This is a genomic window from Chryseolinea sp. T2, from assembly GCF_037203685.1.
Classification (GTDB): domain Bacteria; phylum Bacteroidota; class Bacteroidia; order Cytophagales; family Cyclobacteriaceae; genus Chryseolinea.
Window position 1 is genome coordinate 734,482 of record NZ_JBBCAU010000001.1, and the last position, 18,546, is coordinate 753,027.

The 18,546-nt window shown below is 47.1% G+C and carries 17 protein-coding genes; 9 read left to right on the forward strand and 8 right to left on the reverse strand.

All coding sequences use genetic code 11. The features are described 5' to 3' along the window. Positions 1–100: 100 nt before the first annotated feature. The 5 genes from WBG78_RS03150 to WBG78_RS03170 all read right to left on the reverse strand — a co-directional run bounded on the left by WBG78_RS03150 (position 101) and on the right by WBG78_RS03170 (position 6,649). Positions 101–2,500: an ABC transporter permease gene (locus WBG78_RS03150; protein WP_337324911.1), complete on the reverse strand. Its 2,400-nt coding sequence runs from the start codon at positions 2,498–2,500 to the stop codon at positions 101–103. Continuing rightward, positions 2,497–3,210, reverse strand: a complete 714-nt coding sequence (locus WBG78_RS03155; RefSeq protein ID WP_337324912.1) for an ABC transporter ATP-binding protein — start codon at positions 3,208–3,210, stop codon at positions 2,497–2,499. Before WBG78_RS03155 ends, WBG78_RS03150 begins: the two co-directional genes overlap by 4 nt. Before the next feature lie 137 nt (positions 3,211–3,347). Then, positions 3,348–3,737: a VOC family protein gene (locus WBG78_RS03160; RefSeq protein ID WP_337324913.1), complete on the reverse strand. Its 390-nt coding sequence runs from the start codon at positions 3,735–3,737 to the stop codon at positions 3,348–3,350. A 12-nt stretch (positions 3,738–3,749) separates the two neighbouring features. Further along, entirely contained in the window at positions 3,750–4,907 is a 1,158-nt protein-coding gene (locus WBG78_RS03165) for an AraC family transcriptional regulator (protein WP_337324914.1), read from the reverse strand. A 173-nt stretch (positions 4,908–5,080) separates the two neighbouring features. Continuing rightward, positions 5,081–6,649 carry a choice-of-anchor I family protein gene (locus WBG78_RS03170; protein ID WP_337324915.1) on the reverse strand — a complete coding sequence of 523 codons (1,569 nt, stop codon included), beginning with the start codon at positions 6,647–6,649 and terminating at the stop codon, positions 5,081–5,083. 193 nt (positions 6,650–6,842) lie between these two features. Here WBG78_RS03170 and WBG78_RS03175 point away from each other — a divergent pair, with 193 nt between their 5' ends. The 6 genes from WBG78_RS03175 to WBG78_RS03200 all read left to right on the forward strand — a co-directional run bounded on the left by WBG78_RS03175 (position 6,843) and on the right by WBG78_RS03200 (position 11,744). Further along, on the forward strand, positions 6,843–7,445 hold the full coding sequence (locus WBG78_RS03175) for a Crp/Fnr family transcriptional regulator (protein WP_337324916.1): 603 nt from the start codon (positions 6,843–6,845) through the stop codon (positions 7,443–7,445). Positions 7,446–7,567: 122 nt separating this feature from the next. Continuing rightward, entirely contained in the window at positions 7,568–8,494 is a 927-nt protein-coding gene (locus tag WBG78_RS03180; protein ID WP_337324917.1) for a ring-cleaving dioxygenase, read from the forward strand. A gap of 81 nt (positions 8,495–8,575) precedes the next feature. Then, entirely contained in the window at positions 8,576–8,881 is a 306-nt protein-coding gene (locus tag WBG78_RS03185) for a GNAT family N-acetyltransferase (RefSeq protein ID WP_337324918.1), read from the forward strand. A 51-nt stretch (positions 8,882–8,932) separates the two neighbouring features. Next, on the forward strand, positions 8,933–9,550 hold the full coding sequence (locus tag WBG78_RS03190) for an alpha/beta hydrolase (protein WP_337324919.1): 618 nt from the start codon (positions 8,933–8,935) through the stop codon (positions 9,548–9,550). Between the two features lie 547 nt (positions 9,551–10,097). Then, positions 10,098–11,204: an adenylate/guanylate cyclase domain-containing protein gene (locus WBG78_RS03195; protein ID WP_337324920.1), complete on the forward strand. Its 1,107-nt coding sequence runs from the start codon at positions 10,098–10,100 to the stop codon at positions 11,202–11,204. Between the two features lie 78 nt (positions 11,205–11,282). Next, on the forward strand, positions 11,283–11,744 hold the full coding sequence (locus WBG78_RS03200) for a DUF4268 domain-containing protein (RefSeq protein ID WP_337324921.1): 462 nt from the start codon (positions 11,283–11,285) through the stop codon (positions 11,742–11,744). 12 nt (positions 11,745–11,756) lie between these two features. Here the strand turns inward: WBG78_RS03200 and WBG78_RS03205 are convergent, their stop codons facing one another. Further along, positions 11,757–12,599 carry a DUF4349 domain-containing protein gene (locus WBG78_RS03205; protein WP_337324922.1) on the reverse strand — a complete coding sequence of 281 codons (843 nt, stop codon included), beginning with the start codon at positions 12,597–12,599 and terminating at the stop codon, positions 11,757–11,759. A gap of 286 nt (positions 12,600–12,885) precedes the next feature. Then, positions 12,886–13,074: a hypothetical protein gene (locus WBG78_RS03210; RefSeq protein WP_337324923.1), complete on the reverse strand. Its 189-nt coding sequence runs from the start codon at positions 13,072–13,074 to the stop codon at positions 12,886–12,888. Positions 13,075–13,192: 118 nt separating this feature from the next. On the opposite strand from WBG78_RS03210, the gene WBG78_RS03215 reads away from it, so the two are divergent. Together WBG78_RS03215 and WBG78_RS03220 are read left to right on the forward strand one after the other, a co-directional pair. Continuing rightward, positions 13,193–13,750, forward strand: coding sequence for an RNA polymerase sigma factor (locus WBG78_RS03215; protein ID WP_337324924.1), 558 nt, complete (start codon positions 13,193–13,195; stop codon positions 13,748–13,750). Continuing rightward, positions 13,731–14,888 (forward strand): S1C family serine protease, encoded by a 1,158-nt coding sequence (locus WBG78_RS03220; protein WP_337324925.1) that lies wholly within the window; start codon positions 13,731–13,733, stop codon positions 14,886–14,888. Before WBG78_RS03215 ends, WBG78_RS03220 begins: the two co-directional genes overlap by 20 nt. A gap of 173 nt (positions 14,889–15,061) precedes the next feature. On the opposite strand, the gene WBG78_RS03225 is transcribed toward WBG78_RS03220, so the two are convergent. After that, on the reverse strand, positions 15,062–15,742 hold the full coding sequence (locus WBG78_RS03225) for a hypothetical protein (RefSeq protein ID WP_337324926.1): 681 nt from the start codon (positions 15,740–15,742) through the stop codon (positions 15,062–15,064). A 336-nt stretch (positions 15,743–16,078) separates the two neighbouring features. Between WBG78_RS03225 and WBG78_RS03230 the strand changes: the two genes are divergently transcribed. Next, a complete protein-coding gene (locus WBG78_RS03230; RefSeq protein WP_337324927.1) occupies positions 16,079–18,499 on the forward strand; it encodes an ABC transporter permease in 2,421 nt (806 codons plus the stop codon). The last annotated feature ends 47 nt before the right edge of the window (positions 18,500–18,546 follow it).

Below are 18,546 nucleotides of genomic sequence, written 5' to 3' on the forward strand. Positions count from 1 at the left end.
AGGCGCGATTACCCTTGAAAGGTCATCAATATGAAGGAGTAATGCAATGAAAAAGTATTTGCATTAAAAACTAAGCTGTGATCCTCCTTAATAAACACTATTATTCGAAAGCTATTGCCTCACGGATTGTGATTGAGTTAGCTCGTATTGAAGGGGCGATGCTCGCTGTTAATCCTACGACGATCAGAAGGGCCGTCCATTCGAGTATGCCCGGATAGGATACCGTTAGCGAAAGGGGAGTGCCAAAAGAAAGGGCGCCAACAAGGTAACTCAGGTAGGTTGATAGCCCAAGGGAAAGGGGGAAGGCAACTGCCAGACTCAGAATGCTTACACAACCCACCTCATATACGACGAGTCGAATTACCCTGGAGGGCGTGGCGCCGATAGTCCTCAATATACCAAACTCACGCGTCCGTTCAAGTATGCTGATACTCATACTGGAGATCAGCGTAAGCGTTCCGACAACAGCCATTAATAATGAGAGCGTCAGCAATGTATCCACCAGGATTTTCATATGGGCAGCTACGGCGTTGCGCAGAACCCACACAGGCAACGCGAAGGCTACCGGAACAGAAAGCGATTGAAGCAACTTTTCAATTGATTCATTGTTGGCAACGGCGTTCTCATACGACCGGTCTTTGTATGCAACCCGCAAGGTGTTTACCGAAGATTCGCGCTGTTTCATTAACGCATCCAGCAACACATACGCGGTGGCCGGGGTGCCAACATCCTCGGTTATTCCAATGATTTTCCACCTCGTTACTACTCCCTCGGCCATCAGTTCGATATCCTTTCCGGGCTTAGCATCCTCTATCTGGGCAGCAGCAAGCTGATTGAGCACAATACCCTCCGGATGTTGATCATTGAGCCATTGTCCTAGCCTGACCGTTGGGTTCAACAACTCCGTGTTTGGCGGCAGTCCGGCAATATTGAAACTTCCGTGCCCCTTGTCTGGATATGTTCGCGTGATAGAAAGCTTGTCTTTAATTTCAGCGGAGGCGGAAAGCATAGACCAGAATTCATATGTGTGTATTCCATTCACTTGCTTCAGTTCCCTGCCGATCATAACGGTGTCCACGCTTGAGTCGAATCTGACATCGAAGTCAAACTTCTTTTGAACATATAGACGGCTAAGATTTTTGTCCCAGGCCGCTGACACGTTCAGGGCGGTCATAAATACCGCCCCGGCAATGGCAAGCAGCAACACTGTCATGGTCAGACGACGCTGCTGACGTAATACGTTCCTAACGGCAATTCTGAAAAGCTGAGAACCAAACAGAAGTTCAATGTATTTTGTAATGGCAAGTGTGATATTTGAAATGCGCTGTGACGAACCAAAATTGGAGATCGCCTTCTTAACACTAACCCTGCTGCCGCGAAGAACCGGTATTGCTGCGGCAACTAATGGTATCATTGTGCCAGCGAAAATCAGCGCCATTGTTGTCCAAAAAGGGATACTATTATCGTGAACCGTAATATTCAGTAGTCCGGCGAGCATGTTATAAAATGCTGCTGCGCCTAAGCGTGCCGTTGGTATCGCCAGCATGCATCCGGCACCTGAGAGAATTGCAATGGATAACAGATAGATTACAAAGATCTGACCTGTCCGGCCTCCAATGGTTTTCATCACGCCGATCTGTCTGATCTCTTTAATCATTACGGTCTCCATTACAGTTGATACGAGGATCGATGCAAGGACAAGTATCAGCAGACTGAACACAACGAAGATTGTCATTACGGTCGTGAGCTGGCTCTCGTGAGGATGCCTGCCGGGCGACGGAACCTGAATTTCATGCACCCCCACACTCATGCCCGCAAGATGATCTGACAACGCGCGTGATATTTTTGTAATATGTTCTCTGGAATCCGAACGTTCAGTTACCACAATACGCAACTGATTAAACCTCGCCTCAGGATTCAACAGCTTCAATGTTGACATTGAAATGTATCCATATCCAGCCTGTTCCTGCCAGGCGGGTGCCAGGCTTGGATCGTGTACGGTGCCGCTAAGTTTGATCTTTATTTCCCTGTCCTCCAACTTCACCAGGAGACTGTCTCCCTCTGCTGCGTGCATAACTCCAAAGGCCGTTTGCTCCACAAGCATTTCACCTCGGCCCGGTATTACTTTACCAGATACCGGAGTGAATTTGTTAGTGTGTAAATCACTGAAGTCGTCAGCAACAAAAAGCAGCAAATGAAACCAGCGTCCGTCTACCTTCATGCGGGCTGTTATTGTTGCGCGCCTGTCGGCTAAGAGGACGCCGTCAAATTTTCTGGCTGCGTTTAGAATGTCAGTAGAAATGCTGTCGTCTACCTCAAGGGTTGCTGATGCAGGAACAGTGCCCATATAGTTATTTCTCATCTCCCGTTTCAGCACTGCATATGCGCCGAGTATAATTCCTATTGCTGTTGCGCCGATAAAGATTGCCGTTATCAGCATGGCTGACCGGCCATACTCAAGCTTGAGGTCGCGTATAACTTTCAGTACCCTGGTGCTCATATCGAAACAGACATTTTGTTTGAGGCATCCTGAGATATACGCCCGTCTTTCATTTCAAAAACAACATCAAATGATTCTGCCAGTTCGCGTTCGTGCGTGACCAGGATGACTGTCTTGCCACCTTTCGACAAATTGATAAACAACTGAAATATTGTCTGCGCCGTCGATGAATCAAGGTTGCCTGTAGGCTCATCGGCGATCAGAATGGGCGGGTCGTTGGCAAGTGCGCGAGCAATGGCAGCCCGCTGTTGCTGCCCTCCTGATAGTGCGGAAGGTAGCTTGTCGGCCTGCTCAGCAACATCGACCATTTCAAGTAGTTGCAGGGCTCTCTTCCTGCGAACAGATCGGTGGAACGTATTGCAGAAGTCCATCGGCAGCATCACATTCTCGGCGATGGTTAACGTTGGCAATAATTGGAAGAACTGGAATACGACGCCTATGTTCGCCCCACGCCACGGAGCCAGCTGTCGCTCCGTCATGCGATCGATCTGCGCCCCGTTCACCACAACGCGCCCTGCAGTTGGCCGGTCAATACCCGCTATGACGTTTAACAGCGTTGTCTTTCCGCTTCCCGACTTTCCCGTGATCGCCACCAGGTGCCCGGAATCAATCTTCAGATTCACTTGCTGCAGCGCGAAGAATGTACCCGACGAAAGTGAATACGACTTACTGACATCAGAGATTTCGATCAGCGAATTAGGTGTGCTCATAGCTTGCTTTTTGGCTGCAATGAACACTTTGATGACCTGTTAGTCGTCCATCGGAATCCAGAAGGACGTGTGAAAACGCATTTGGACTTCCTGAATGCCCTAAGACTTCAGCAGATCAGAGATGGCCAATTGAGGAACTACAATTTCTTCTGAATCAGCCATTGATGACCGAACGGGTCGACGACCGTCGCCTGGCGATACCCATAATCGTAATCCTGCATAGGGCTGACAATCGTTGCTCCTGCCAAAAGTGCTCTATTATAGAGTGTGTCAGGATCGGCAACAAAGATTCCGATGAGTACACTTGTCGACGACACAGATTCAGGACTTAGTTGATTGACATGGGGGGACTCCTCATGCAAATGGAAAAGTAAGCCCTCGAGAGACATTTCCGCGACATGAATGCTTCCGTCGTCGTTATTCCATGTATGAAGTGTTTTGGCACCCAGCGCAGCTTCATAAAAGTCGACGGCAGGGCGAAGCACTTTAATCGCAAGGTGGGGTGCAAACTGTGTCTGGTTGTTCATGCTTACTGTGTTCTATTCCTGAGGTGGTTGCTCTGATTCCAGTGATGATTGCTCTGACGAATTCTTACGGTACTCGGTTGGAGTTAAACCGGTAAATCTTTTGAAGATCAGGTTGAAAGTTGATTTCGATTTGAACCCCGCGTCGAGCGCAAGGCCAAGCATGTTGAAATTGCTTTTCGAAGGATCAGTCATGAGCCTCTTTACTTCATCCACGCGATATCGGTTAACGAAATCGTAGAAGTTGCTTCCGGTGCCTTCATTGATCAAAAGGGAAAGCTGCCCCCGCGTGATGTTCAATTGCGTTGCCAGACTTGTCAGTGTTAGCTCGGCGTCGAGATACGGCTTACTCTTTTCCATGAACGACTTCAATTGCTGAACACGCTCATCTTCATTGTTCGTCCGGACCGTCATGGAGGCCTTTGGTTCGCTTGTCAACGGCATTGTGTGCTGGGAGAAAATCTCACGTTGCAGAATACCCTTATAGCCTAATGCAAAAATCGAAACAGAGAACAGGACCGCAGTTATCCTGATAAGCCATGATCGGTCGTCAAGGTGTAAAGCAACGATCAGGCTGATGAACAAAACCGCATTAATGGTTAGGAAGATGATCATATAAAACTGTACCCACTCAATGCTTACATGCTCTGTATTCGAAACTTCCTGTTGAATCATTAATCTGAATTGCTGCCACTTCCTACGCGCGGCCGTGAGGTAACTGGTAAATTGAATGATGAGCAGTACCCAAAATGCCAGGATCACCGTTCCATGAATGCGGTTAAGTACATCGATGGCTTCCTGTGATTGAATTGATCTCAATGAAAGTGATAGAGCTATGATCAGCAAGAACGGAACAAAATGAAGCAGCGTGCTCCAGCTCATGGTTATGTACTCACCACAAAGCGCTCTTATATAGAACCAAAGCAATGGTGCAATGAGAAAGAACGTCGGATCGCCTACCGAATAAACGCTGGCGGAAAGGTGTGAGACTACGGCACCTGCGAACAAAATATGAGCAACACTGAAAGCGAGCGCACCGAGAAGAATGGACAGAAATACATTTGCCCTGCCTTTTTTAACGTCACGCGAATTCAGAAGCAACACGACGAAGGCACTCAGAATGATGCTGCCATAGCAAAGCAAAAAAAAGAACTGATGAATGAAAGTCCCCACGATGTTGTGCCTTAGTGCTAAGTTACTTCAAAAAATAACAACGGCGATTGAATGCTGTCAGGTGATCACTTTCATACTTTTATTTATTAGTCCAAAAAAAAGAGGCGGTACTGAATGAACAGTACCGCCCCGAATGCTAGCTGATCTGGTTTAACCAGAGATCCGTTGCGTAATTATATGCCTGCGAGATCTTCCTCTTTGCCGCTCAACTGAAATACCTGTACCGTTCCATCGCCTTCGCAGCTGGTAACAAGCAACGACTTCTTGTTAGGGCTCTCCTTCGCAGAAATAAACAACACACCTTCTGGAGCATCGCCTGTATGAAGAACCTGCAGGTAGATCGGAGCATTTGGATTGGTTACGTCCACTATTACTATAGCGTCTGCGCGCTCTAGTCCAACGAATGCCAATGTCCTCGGGCCGATTTTACCAACAAGGACCGACTCAGGTTCTGCGCCCTTATCGTCGCTGCGTGCATCATCATAAAGAGATGCATCCTTTTCGATGAGGAACTTTTCCAATGCACTGCCGGCTTCATACACGATATTTCCGGAGAGACCATCTCTGATCGTAAATGAGCGGGCGCCAAAGCTATAGAGCTCGTCGTAGTCGCCGTCGCCATCCGTGTCACCTTGCGTATTGGTAATCTTCAGGCGACCGAAGTTCACGTTGCTCTGAAGTTCCTTATAGTTGGGAAACTTTACTGTATCAAGCTTTACGCCACCGATGCGTTCTTCTTCATTGAACAGATCACCTTCTTCATAGGGTGGCAGTGCATCGTCGCTCGTAGGACGAATGCGGCTATCCCCCTCGTTGGCAGTGATGATATAGGGAAAAATGCTGCCGAATGCGGCGATTCCATCTGGCAAATACATTCCTTTCACGGGGCCGTTAACAAATTTTGGAGGGAGCCCGGCGCGATCTGTGGGATCCAGTTCAAAGCCTGCCTTAGAATGATCTTTATATCCGAGTGGAAGGATCGCTTCAATACGTGCACCTGAAAGGTCGATGCGGGCAACTGCATTGTTCTCTTGTAATGTAACCCAGGCTTTATCGCACTTGTCGGAGATCGCTACATACTCTGGCTCTACATCCTGCGCGAATGTGGTACCGGCACGGCCAGGAGTTCTGAAGCCTTTCTTTTTCAAGGCCTCGGCGGATCCCGCCCACGCAGAAAAGTCGATGGTGGTTACGCGGTATCCGGGAACGCGAATGATAGATACCGTGCCTTTCGGGTCCACTGTATAATCTTCGTTGGGTTCGCCTTCGTTTGCTGATACGATGAACTTGCCGTCATCACTGAAAGCAACCATGTCCGGCAATGATCCAACCTGCACTGACGACACCACGGCCAGGGTAGACGTATTCCAAACGACTACCTTTCCCGGCGCGGTCTTGTCTTCAGCCTCGACTGCGGCAGCGAGCAGGCCATTCTTTACGGCTACACTGTTAACGCCTCCACCAAATTGAGTAATGGAAATCTCCTGCTCATAAGCCAGATTAAAAGGATCGGACATGTTGATGACGTCGATGGCACCTTTCACCGCATTAACGGTGAACAACCTTTTTGTCTTTGGGTCAAATGCTGAAATCTCAGCAGCGGTTTCACCACCGTCAAGCTTGATTTCATCGACACGCACGAACTGCGTATACTTTTCATAGTTACCGGGATGGTCTTCAAAGAACTGACAGGAAGAAAGATAAAATAGAGCACATAGTGCCAGAGGTAGCGATCGTCTCATTAGTCGTGGGATTAGGGTTGATTAATCCCGTGAAAGTACTGGCCGGGATTTATGTTCAGATGATGCATAGGTTAACATACTGTTAACGTCTATGGCCGGTTCTGCCGATATTCTCACTAATTTTGCACTATCAAAAAGTTGAGAGGTTCTTCCAGAGTAAGCCCTAACGAAAACCTAATGCACAAACCAAGACATGCTACGCAGGCATAAAACTGATACCGCACCATTACTCGCCAGTGTAGAAAAGCACATCAGGCTTAGCGATGACGAAGTTGCCTTCTTCCTTTCCCGACTTGAAGAGAAAACAGTTTCAAGAAGGACGCTGCTGGCCAAAGAAGGTGAAGTATGCAAGCATTCTATCTTCGTCGTCGACGGCGCATTGAAGAGCTACACTGTAGACAAGCAAAGCAATGAACATGTGATCAGCTTTGCTTTAAGCGGATGGTGGATCGCTGACATGTACAGTCTGATTCATCAGAAGCCCGGCGTATTGCGCATCGAGGCGCTCGCCGATTCAAGTCTGCTCCTGTTATCAAAGCAGAAACAGGAAGAACTCTACGAAAGGATACCAAAGTTCGAACGCTTTTTCAGGATCATTACAGAGAATGCACTGGTGGCCAGCCAGCAGCGGATCATCAATAATCTCACGCTTACAGCAGAGGAGCGGTACCTTACTTTTACTGAGAAGTATCCCTTTGTAATGGAGTGCGCTCCCTTGCACAACATTGCCTCCTATCTGGGTATGACGCCCGAGTTCCTCAGCAAAATCAGGCGCCGCATTGCCATCAGGAAATAAAGTGCTGAAATACTGTGGGGTAGGGCAACGTGATCTTGTACGTTTTCTTAATCTAGTTCAAGATAATCACTGATCTTTGGCGGCTAAACTTGCGTTATACCAGTGAACCAAACAAAGGACATATGAAAAACTCAATATTAGGCCTTCACCACGTGACGGCCATTGCTGGAAACGCAAAAAGAAACTTCGACTTTTACACCCGCGTGCTTGGAATACGCCTGGTTAAAAAGACCGTGAACTTCGACGATCCTGGAACCTATCACTTCTATTTTGGCGATGAAGTAGGAACGCCTGGTTCTATTCTGACTTTCTTCCCATGGGAAGGTATCTCATCGGGTACACCTGGTGCAGGACAGGCAACGGAAGTGGTATACGCCGTCCCAGCAGGAAGTCTTGATTTCTGGAAGACCCGTTTGGAAGCACATCAGGTGAAGTATGAAACAGGTAAAAGATTTGGCGATGATTATGTGTCATTCAAAGATCCCGATGGATTACCGCTGACCCTGCTCGTTTCAAACAAAGAAGACAATCGCAAAGGCTGGAGTACTGCAGAAGTAGCAGTCGATGTAGCGATCAAAGGCTTTCATAGTGTGACGCTAACGCTGAACAGAAAGGACGCAACAGAAAAAGTACTTGAGCTGTTAGGCTATAAGTTGGTTTCTGAAGAAAACAACCGTTACAGGTTTGCGACTGACGCTATCGACACAGCCAACGTAGTCGACATACTCGAAGTGAGCAGTCCACGCGGCGTGAATGCAGCGGGAACGATTCACCATATCGCCTTCCGGGTGAAGGATGAAACAGTACAGGCCGCTATACGCGAGCAAATCGTTAAGGCAGGTTATCAGATCACGCCAAAGATCGATAGGAACTACTTCTTCTCACTGTACTTCCGCGAGCCAGGTGGCGTGCTGTTTGAAATAGCAACAGACAATCCCGGATTTGCAACAGATGAAACGGTAGAAGAACTGGGAACGCACCTCATGCTGCCGCCACAATACGAAGGAAGTCGTTCGAAGATTGAGCAAGTACTTCCTGTGTTGTCATAATACTGGTAGTTGTAGTTCCGGATTAAGTGAACGCAGCATTTAGAAATACAATCATTCAAGCAGATTAGAAAGAGACTGGCCATGAACGCAATAGAACTAAAATTAAACGATCAGAAGCGCGGAGCCTTTGTGATCGAAGAAAATGGAGAACGATTCGCTGAGATGGTGATCGCCATCATCGGAGAACGTTTAGTGGTCTATCACACAGAGGTGTCCGAAAAGTTACGCGGCGAAGGCATAGCTGCTAAACTGCTGGAGCAAATGATAGGCTATGCGCGCTCCAATCATCTCAAGGTTGTACCTCTTTGCCAGTATGTCCATGCACAATTCAAGCGGCATCCGGAATTATACAACGACATCTGGGACCAGAATTGGAAGAATGGATAGAACACGGAATTACAACCAAAGTTTCGTGTTAACAAATAGGAAGGAGACATTATGCATCAAAAGAAGATAGTAAGAGCAGGCCAGCCGTTAGATAAGGCTACGAAGGCGCTGGTCATGCTTCACGGCCGTGGTGGAACTGCCGAAGATATTCTTGGACTGGCAAGAGAGTTTAATCTTAAAGACTTTGCTCTCATTGCACCACAAGCAACAAACTACACTTGGTATCCCTTTTCATTCATGGCTCCTGTGAAACAAAACGAGCCATGGATTACCTCGGCGGTACAAATCGTGGATGAAACAGTCGAGGAAATAAGAAAGGCCGGCATCAAAGACGAGAACATCTACTTCATGGGATTCTCACAGGGCGCCTGTCTTACTCTGGAGTACACAACAAGAAATGCGAGACGATGGGGTGGCGTTGCTGCTTTCACCGGCGGCCTTATCGGCGACAGGATATATAGTGAAAATTATAGGGGAGACTTCAATGGAACACCGGTGTTTATTGGCACGAGCGATCCCGATCCTCACGTTCCTGTAAGTCGGGTCAATGAATCCACGGGCATTATCCGCGAAATGAAGGGTGTCGTGACGGAGAAAGTTTATCCAGGGATGGGACATACCATCAATCGTGATGAAATTCAGATCGTGAATAAGATCCTGTTTAGCTGAGCAATGATAATTGTACGGTGATCGATGGATTGCGGGCGTTGCGAGTCTCTGCCTTCACGATAATCAAATTACCATCAATGGAAGGAATTTTGCATGTGGTGAAACAACTCCACGATCAGTCCCCGTCGTGAGTCGTATGATATACGAGTATTGGGTTACTATCGACCAAAAGAGCCTTTTTTGAAAGAATTAGCGTCAAAGCTTTGATGGCATGCAATTGTATATAGATCAGTCAAAGAACAACTGAAAATTAGGAGTGGCTTTTGAATTAGATAGGGCACGTCCCTAAAATAAGTCTGAGATCACATCCTCATAACTTGCTCTGGCTTGAAAACCAGCGAAAGGAAAATTTTCAAGTAGTTCGACAGAAGGGCCGTCTCCTCAAAGCAGACGGCCCTTCGCTTTTTATCCGCCAATCCTTCCTGGCCACGATTCTTAAAGTCACTCGTAACCCGAATGTCGCAAAGCACCCCTTCTTTGTCGTGTTGGCTGGCTATTGTTATTACAGCTCATACATACCTTTGATTTATCAAACACGATCAAAGTCATGAGCGCAAGAACAAAGATCCAATTTTATCAACTGCTTGTTTTGCTGGGAGCATGGATGGCTTTTGCTATAGTCATGACGTTATATGATCACCTGATCATAAACTCCATGAACTCCAATGGTGCTTCTTCGTTCTATTCATTTCAATACGCTCTGGTATCCAATTGTATTTCTGCTATGATCGGTGGCCTCACCGGCGGTTCTTTCCTCATCTTCGTTATCAACACGAGGTACGATACGAAGCCCATCATATCAACAGTATTAGTGGCGACCGTAGTTTATTTGGGAGTTATAGCCATCATTGTTGTCGTCATTACCTGCATTGCATATTTACATGCGTTGACTAATTCAATTGAAGTTTCCAACACCTGGAATGTTATAAAGCGCTTTCTCTCTGACGATACTCGAATCAAGAATATCTTCACCTGGTATTGCGTTGTAGCAATCACTCAGGTCATCCTTCAGATCAACAAGAGATTCGGAGAAGGCAACTTGCTCCGCATACTCAAGGGACAATACAACGTCGCCCACCAGGAACGGAAGATCTTTATGTTCCTTGATTTGAATGATTCAACCAGGTTAGCTGAGAGTTTGGGTGACGAACAATATCACGGACTTCTGCGCGATTTTTTTGCCGACATATCAGACGAAATCGTCAACAATGGTGGAAGGATCTATCAATATGTAGGTGATGAGGTGGTCGTTCAGTGGGATTACCAGGAAGATGGACCCAACGATCGGTGCGTAAAAACATTCTTTGATATCAAGGCGAAAATGTCGAGAGAGGGAGTCAAGTATGTCAATAGGTATGGTGTCGTTCCCTCTTTTAAAGCAGGATTGCATTATGGCCGCGTCATTGCGGGAGAAGTGGGAACCGTAAAGCGCGAGATCACTTATTCGGGAGACGTATTAAATACGGCAGCGCGTATTATGAGCATGTGCACTCGTCTGAACACAGATCTCCTCTTATCTTCAGAGCTGGCGTCTATTCTTGGTGGCAGATATGAGTTTCATACTCATGGAGCCTTTGCTCTTAAGGGAAAGGAGAGGGAAGTTACTTTACAATCGTACATGCCGTTAAACTCTGCACTTGGTGTCATTGCATGACCTTAAGCAGCGTGGATTCTTCCTTCAGCTCAACATAACCTGCAACAAAGGTCAGGCCGCTGTTTTGTATTTTGCCGCATGTATACACGTGAAGAGGCATCGCGGACGAGGCAGGAGTTCTGGACGACTTTCGGCAAATATCTGAACCCTGTGCTTTCATCCGAGGGACTGCGCATTAACTGGATCAACTATCACACGAGGGTGAAGGATGTTTATTTCCGGATGCACGCGGGAAACAAAACTGCTTCTATATCCATCTCAATTGAACATGGCGACGCAAGTATCCGTGACCTGTACTTCGAACAGTTTCTTGAGCTGAAGATGCTGCTGCATGATCAGCTAAGCGAAGAATGGGATTGGAAACGCGCGACCACCGATGAAAGTGGCAGACCGGTGGCGCGCATTGAAAAAGAGTTATCAAACGTATCGGTTTTCAATAAGGACGACTGGCCCGAATTGATTTCTTTCTTTAAGCCCAGGATCATAGCGCTTGATGCATTCTGGGAGAATGCGCGTTATAGCTTCGAAGCGCTAAGGTGAATGCCGGACAGTTTACACCTGTACACGATGCTTTCTTCTTACAAGGCGGGCAATCAATAAACCTGCACCGCCGAGTACTATCAACGGCCAGAGATAGAGCACAGCCGTTGTTACCCCTATGAGCCCCTTCCATCCTGAAGCCAGTGCATTCTTCATTTCATCAAGCGTAGATGGATCAGTACCTGCAACGGCCTGTTGCACTTGCTGATAGATCTCCAGGTTGATCGTACTGTATCTGACTTCATCTTTCAGGTAGTTGATGCGACTGATTGTTGCCTCAATTTCTTCGTGCAGATCACCGATCTGTTCCTCGGCCTTCAACAGCTCTTCAATTGTGCCTGCTTTCTTTCGAAGTATTTCCATGTAGCGCTGCTCCACTTCGCGTTTGGATCTCAGCCTTGACTCGAGGTCGACGAATTGTTTGGATACATCCTCCGTTTTAATATCGCGAAAGTTCACGAAGCGCGCTTCCAGATCGATTTCCTTTAATAGATCATTAAACTGTTCATTTGGAACGCGGATTGTCATCTTACTCTCCAGTATTGGATTGTCGAGGCGCAGATCTGAAGAGGAAAGGAATGCATTGTGCCGGCGTATAGCCACTTCGATAGCATCAGAGGCCTTGTGGACATTTTCCACCTCAAACCGATAGTTGGCAGTCTTGATCAATTTTGTAAAACCGTCCGAATACAGGTCGGGGACGGGATTAGCCTGAGCAACCGGCGTAGCCTGGGCTACTTCTTTGGCAAGTGCATCACTTGAAGCGTCCTCAATTGATGAAGGCTCCATTTTTCCACTGCATCCGACAACAGCAGTGAGTGCGGCAATCAAAGCGAACTTAAGACGTGTTTCCATATTAACGATGATTTAGTTTCTTAATGAGGTTTGAGTTTTCACTACAGCAAAGCGACGCTCGCTCCGAAAACGATCATTTTCGAAATAGAACGCATAGCAGTATTGCGCAGACAATAGCCGGCTGAGCAATAAATCAATACAGTGAACAGAAATTATGACAGGGCGGAGGCCCTAAAGGTTTGCTTAATGCAAGCAACGGAGAGGATACGGAAAAGTGTCAGGGCAGGAGGCTCGCACACCTCCCGCGCCATTTCACTTTAGTTTACGGGGTATTTTTTTGGGACGACTAGTGTACTGCAGTTGAGTCAACCGCAGCAGAGTCCGCAGGAACTTCGTCAGCAGGAGCTACCGTTTCAACAGAATCCTGAGCTGTTTCAGTCTCAGATTGTGCTGAATTGTCAGTTTTAGGACCGCAGGCTACAACGAGTGCGGCGATAACCATCAAAGAAGCGATAGATTTTACGATTGTTTTCATAGGTTTTAAGAAATTTGGCCTTCATACCGACTTTTTGAAAAGGTCACCCAAGAAAAAAGGAGAATTTTTGTTGGGTTACCTTTGGGACGTTCAAGTATAAAACCGACTTCGAAAACCTGTGTACTATTTCGACGAGCTGATCATTGCTGAAATCAGAAAGAAGAATGAAGTAGCGCTCCAGGAGCTTTATAAGACACACTACCCCATGATAGTCCATCTTATTTGCTCGAACAACGGCACAGAGCAAGAGGCTAAGGACATTTATCAGGATGCAATGATTGCCTTCTACGAAAGAGCGCAACAGCCTGATTTCGTGCTGACCTGCAAGATTAAAACCTACATCTACGCAGTCAGCTGGCGTCTTTGGCTGAAACGGCTCACGCATAAGAAACGATACCATGGCAGCTTCGAGGTAGCGGAGTCCTTTCTTCGCGTGGAAGAAGAAATGCGGAGCATCGAGGAAATGGAGCTCGACTATGATAGAATGAATGAAGCCATGAATGGCCTCGGCGAGCCCTGCCAGAGTATCATTCGGGACTTCTATGTAAAAGGAAACTCAATGGAGGAAATCAGCGCCAAGTATAACTATACCAACGCCGACAACGCCAAGAACCAGAAATACAAATGCCTGCAACGATTGAAGAAACTATTCTTCGATGGACGCCAGGAAGATTAATATGAGACTTTCAGTTGAAGAAATCGACCAGCTGGACCGCTATGCTAAGGGTACGTCGGACCAGAAGGAAATAGCAGCGGTGGAGGACCGGATGAATTCCGATGCCTCTTATCGCCAGCTTGCAAAGGAACACCTCGCCTTGATTCAGGTGGTGGTACGCCATGGAGAACGCATGCGCGTGCGGCAATTGCTTGAAGCAGCCCATCGCGAAGTAAACGCCGAACCTGCACTTGCAGAGGCCGGTACAGCCGCGGGATCTCAAGCTTCGATGATATCGTCTTCAGCCCGCCAAACCAATCAAAAACAGTCACGGAGATTCGAGGTAGGCTATTGGAAGCTTTCAGGAATCGCCGCTTCCGTGGCCTTGATCAGCGTCGTGGCAACGTTCATCATCACGCGTTCACTTAAGAACGAACAATCAGCTAACTATAAAGAACTCCGAAGAAATGTTGAGCAGATCAAGCGCTCGCAGAAGCTGATGATGGATGACATCGCGGAACAGAAAGTTGCGCCCGCACCGGCTAACTATGCCGGCACATCTTTTATGATTTCTTCTAACGGATACCTGACCACCAGCTATCACGTTGTACGTGAATCTGATTCAATCTTTGTAGAGAATGAAGCATTTGGTAACCTCAAAGCAAAAGTTGTCTACCAGGATCGCGAGAACGACATCGCCCTCTTAAAGATTCCAGGTTTCGTGCTGGAGAAATCGAGCCTTCCTTATGCAATATCGAAGAAGGAGAGCAGTCTGGCTGAAGATGTGTTTACACTGGGCTATCCTAAGGAAGATGTGGTTTTTGGCGCAGGCTCTATCAGCGCGATGACGGGTTACAAGGGAAATCCAATCGCCTACCAGATCTCGGTTCCTGTGAATCCGGGCAACAGCGGAGGCCCCCTCTTTAATAACAGAGGCGACCTTGTCGGCATCATCAGTGGGCAGCAAACCCAAAGCTCGGGTACGGCATTCGCAATAAAGTCAACGATACTGCTGGCATCAATTGATCAGGCACCTGATTCCATCAAGACCCTCATCCGACCTTCACGGGTCAGCTCACAGAAAATACCTTCACGCGTAGACCAGGTGAACGAATGGCGTAAGTACGTTTTCATGGTGCGTGTGTACAAGGAACAATAACCGGTATCAACGCGGCGGTCCTACACGCACACTACAATAGCAAAGCCGCAGTCTCCCCTGCCTGCGGCGCTCCGCGCCGTCTCAGAATTAAATAGAAAGAGGGACACTTTTGATGTCCCTCTTTCATTTGCAAATTATACGTACTAACCGAATTTGATTCTTAGCGAATTGATCTAGTTAATCTTCTTCAGTCCTTTGGTCTTATCGTCTTTGGACTTATCCGTTTTATCTGCTTTCGTCTTCGAAGACTTGTCTTTGACCTCTTTGTCTTCTTTTACTTTATCCTTGTCTTTGTCCTTGTCCTCATCTGACGAATAGTGAGCGTCGTGATTCCAGTCGCGATCAAAATCGTGCGCAATGTCATCATCGTCGTCGATATCGAAGTCCATGTCCATATCCATGTCGATCTCAGGAATGTCTATGTCAATTTCAGGAATCTCAACGTCGATATCAGGGATTTGAACATCAATGTCTGGCATCTCGATATCCATATCAGGGATGTCAATGTCAATATCTTCGGTGTGAATGTTCAAAGGTTCCATGTTGAAGTTCATGTTGTCGAGATGAACATCAATTGGTGGAATATGGATCTCCAGATTGTTGAGTACAGACTCAACAGTTTGCATCGCCTGTTCAACTGCTGACTCAATGGAGGCTTCAAGTTCTTCTTCATCAATGTCAATATCGATGTCCTGAACGCCGGAACCGCTGGCAATCTTGCGCAGTCCATCGGGCCGTGATTCTTCAGTTTGCTTTGCTTTGCTTGAGCTCTTATTAGTATTCTGGGCGAATGCCGGGGATGCCAGCAGGGCAGCCATCAAGCCGGCCGACAGTGTTATTTTTAAGCGGTTCATACGCGTTGGTTAAGGGATTTACCTACAAGTACCTTCAGGGACGGTAAAAGTTACAGCCACAGGGTTCTTTTTTCCGGATGCAATTTCCCGACCACTCGCCTTCACGGAAATCAAATACCCTTTTCCCGTTCAAAATCATCGAATTTCACCGCTCCAGGCCCCTTAACACATAGTTAATTATGGACGCTTCCGGACACTTTTCTGTTCAGTTCTGACCAGAGAAGGAAACTATTATCTCGCTTTCAGCATCAAAAAATCACATTATTGAAATGGCAACGTTATTGAATTCCAGGCCGACGTCTTGACTAAAACCCTATCTAAACTCAACCAGGTACCATGCTGAGAACACACCTTAAGTTTGCTACACGAGTCTTTCTGAAAGACAAGTTCTTTTCAGTTCTGAACATTTTAGGACTAGCTCTCGGAATAGCCGTGAGCATTGTCCTGCTGCTCATCTTACAAAATGATCTCACGTACGATCAGTATCACGTTAATCATAAACGCATCTATCGCCTCGGAGGACACCTTGAAGCGACAGGCGTTGATGCCCGAACAGCGCGCTCAGCCCGGGAGTTGGGCAATATACTTAAAGCTGAATTTCCCGAGGTTCAGAACTTCGTTCGCGCTAACAACTGGGACCATACCCTTATTAAATATGATGATGGGAAAGGCAATGCGCGTGAATACTACGAGGAAGATATTGTGCGCACCGACTCAACATACTTTCAGGTATTCACACATAAGTTCATAGCGGGCGACCCTAATACATGCCTCACAGATCTCAACACCGTTGTTGTCACCAAATCAACAGCGGAGCGGTATTTCGGGGATGAAGATCCTCTCAATAAGTCGCTGACCATCGGGGATGAGTTGTGGAAGGTGACGGGCGTGATCGAAGATGTTCCTGAAAACACACACCTTAAGTTTGACTTTCTGTTATCAAGACTTGTCGACCGTGAATGGGTGATGGACAAAGGTCAGCTTAAATCAGAAGCGTTCTGGAACCCCGATGTATATACTTACCTGCTTTTCCCCGAAGGCTACAACACGCAGGATTTCTATGCGAAGTTTCCTGCCATCTATGATAAGTACTTCAAACAATTCGGCGAACAGGTTGGCGGAAAATACACTCCTATTTTAGAAGGCCTTGCCGACATCCATTTTCATTCAGATCTGAGTGGTGATGAGGCTCATGGCAATCTTTCTTATCTGTTTGCTTTCACCGGTATCGGAGTATTCATCATACTGCTGGCGTGTATCAACTACATGAATCTGTCAACGGCGAAAGCGGTTAACCGCGCTTCAGAGATTGCGATGAAGAAAACTTTGGGTTCAGGAAAAGGCGCCCTGCGACTGGCGTTCCTCAGTGAATCAGTTTTCCTCGCGTTCATGTCATTAGTACTTGCGATTGGGTTTGTCATCTTCGTATTAAAGGCCACTGCGTTTAACGATCTTATCGGTAAGAACCTGACCCCTGACTTCCTGCATAATCCTTTGTTGTTGTTCGGGTCCGTAGGCATTGCGCTCATGATTGGCATAGTCTCGGGTTTGTATCCTGCCTTCTATCTTCCGAGTGTACCAACAATACAGGCATTGAAGGGTGCTTTCAAAAACAGGAAATCAAGCCACCATCTGCGGCGCGTTCTGATCACCCTTCAGTTCGCTATTTCAATCTTTGTAGTAGCCTGCACGTTGCTTATGAAACAGCAGATCAACTATGTGAGGAACATGGAGCTTGGGTTCAGTGGTGACAATACAGTAATTCTTCCTATACAGGATACGTTGGTGGAGCGGCAGATCAGTGGCATCAAGAGTGCATTTTTAAATTACCCTGGAATCACCGGGGCCACAACGAGCTATCAGGTGCCTGGCTACAACGTTAATGGCGGACCCGTAATGTGGGCGGAGGGTGCGTCGGGAATGCAGCAGCAGCAATTCACCATGATGGGTGTTGGAGAAGATTTTCTCAGCACCATGGGAATCGAAATAGTCCAGGGGCGTGACTTTCAAAAAGGGCCTGATACCGATACGGATCATATCTTCATCGCCAATGAGGCAGCGGCGAAACTCATGGGCTGGAAAGATGAAGGTGTGGGAAAGAAGATGAAGTGGTTTCATAGCCAGAAGGACGGACAGGTGATTGCCATCGTGAAAGATTTTAATTTCAATTCGCTCCACAATCCTATTGAGCCACTGCTGATGATCAAGCAGGAGAGACCGGGAGGCTTTCTCTATCTGAAGGTAAAGGGCGAGAACCTCACCGAGACGATGGCGTACATCAAGGAGCAATGGGGCAAATATGATCCCAATCATCCATATGAGTATTTCTTCCTGGATCAGCGATTTAATGAGCAATACAAGGAAGATGAAACTCAACACACGCTGTTGACCAACCTTTCCTATGTCTGCATCTTTATTTCATTGCTTGGTCTTCTTGGATTGTCAGCATTCACGGCGTCTCAGCGTACGAAAGAAATTGGGGTTCGTAAAGTACACGGTGCGACGATACCACAAATCATCATATTGCTTTATCGCGATGTGATGGTGCTGATCCTGATTGCGTCAATCCTGATTGTACCATTGTCATACTGGCTCATGGCACGCTGGATGGGCAACTTCGCATACAAGACCGATATTAACTTTTTGTTATTTGTCGTCGTGGCGTTGTTCGCTCTGCTGTTTTCGTTCCTGACCGTGGCATTTCATTCTCTTAATGCCGCCCGGACCAATCCGGCAGATGCCCTGAAGTACGAATAAATACAGCAACTTCCGGAAACGGCGTTTCAATGGGTATCACCGTTGAG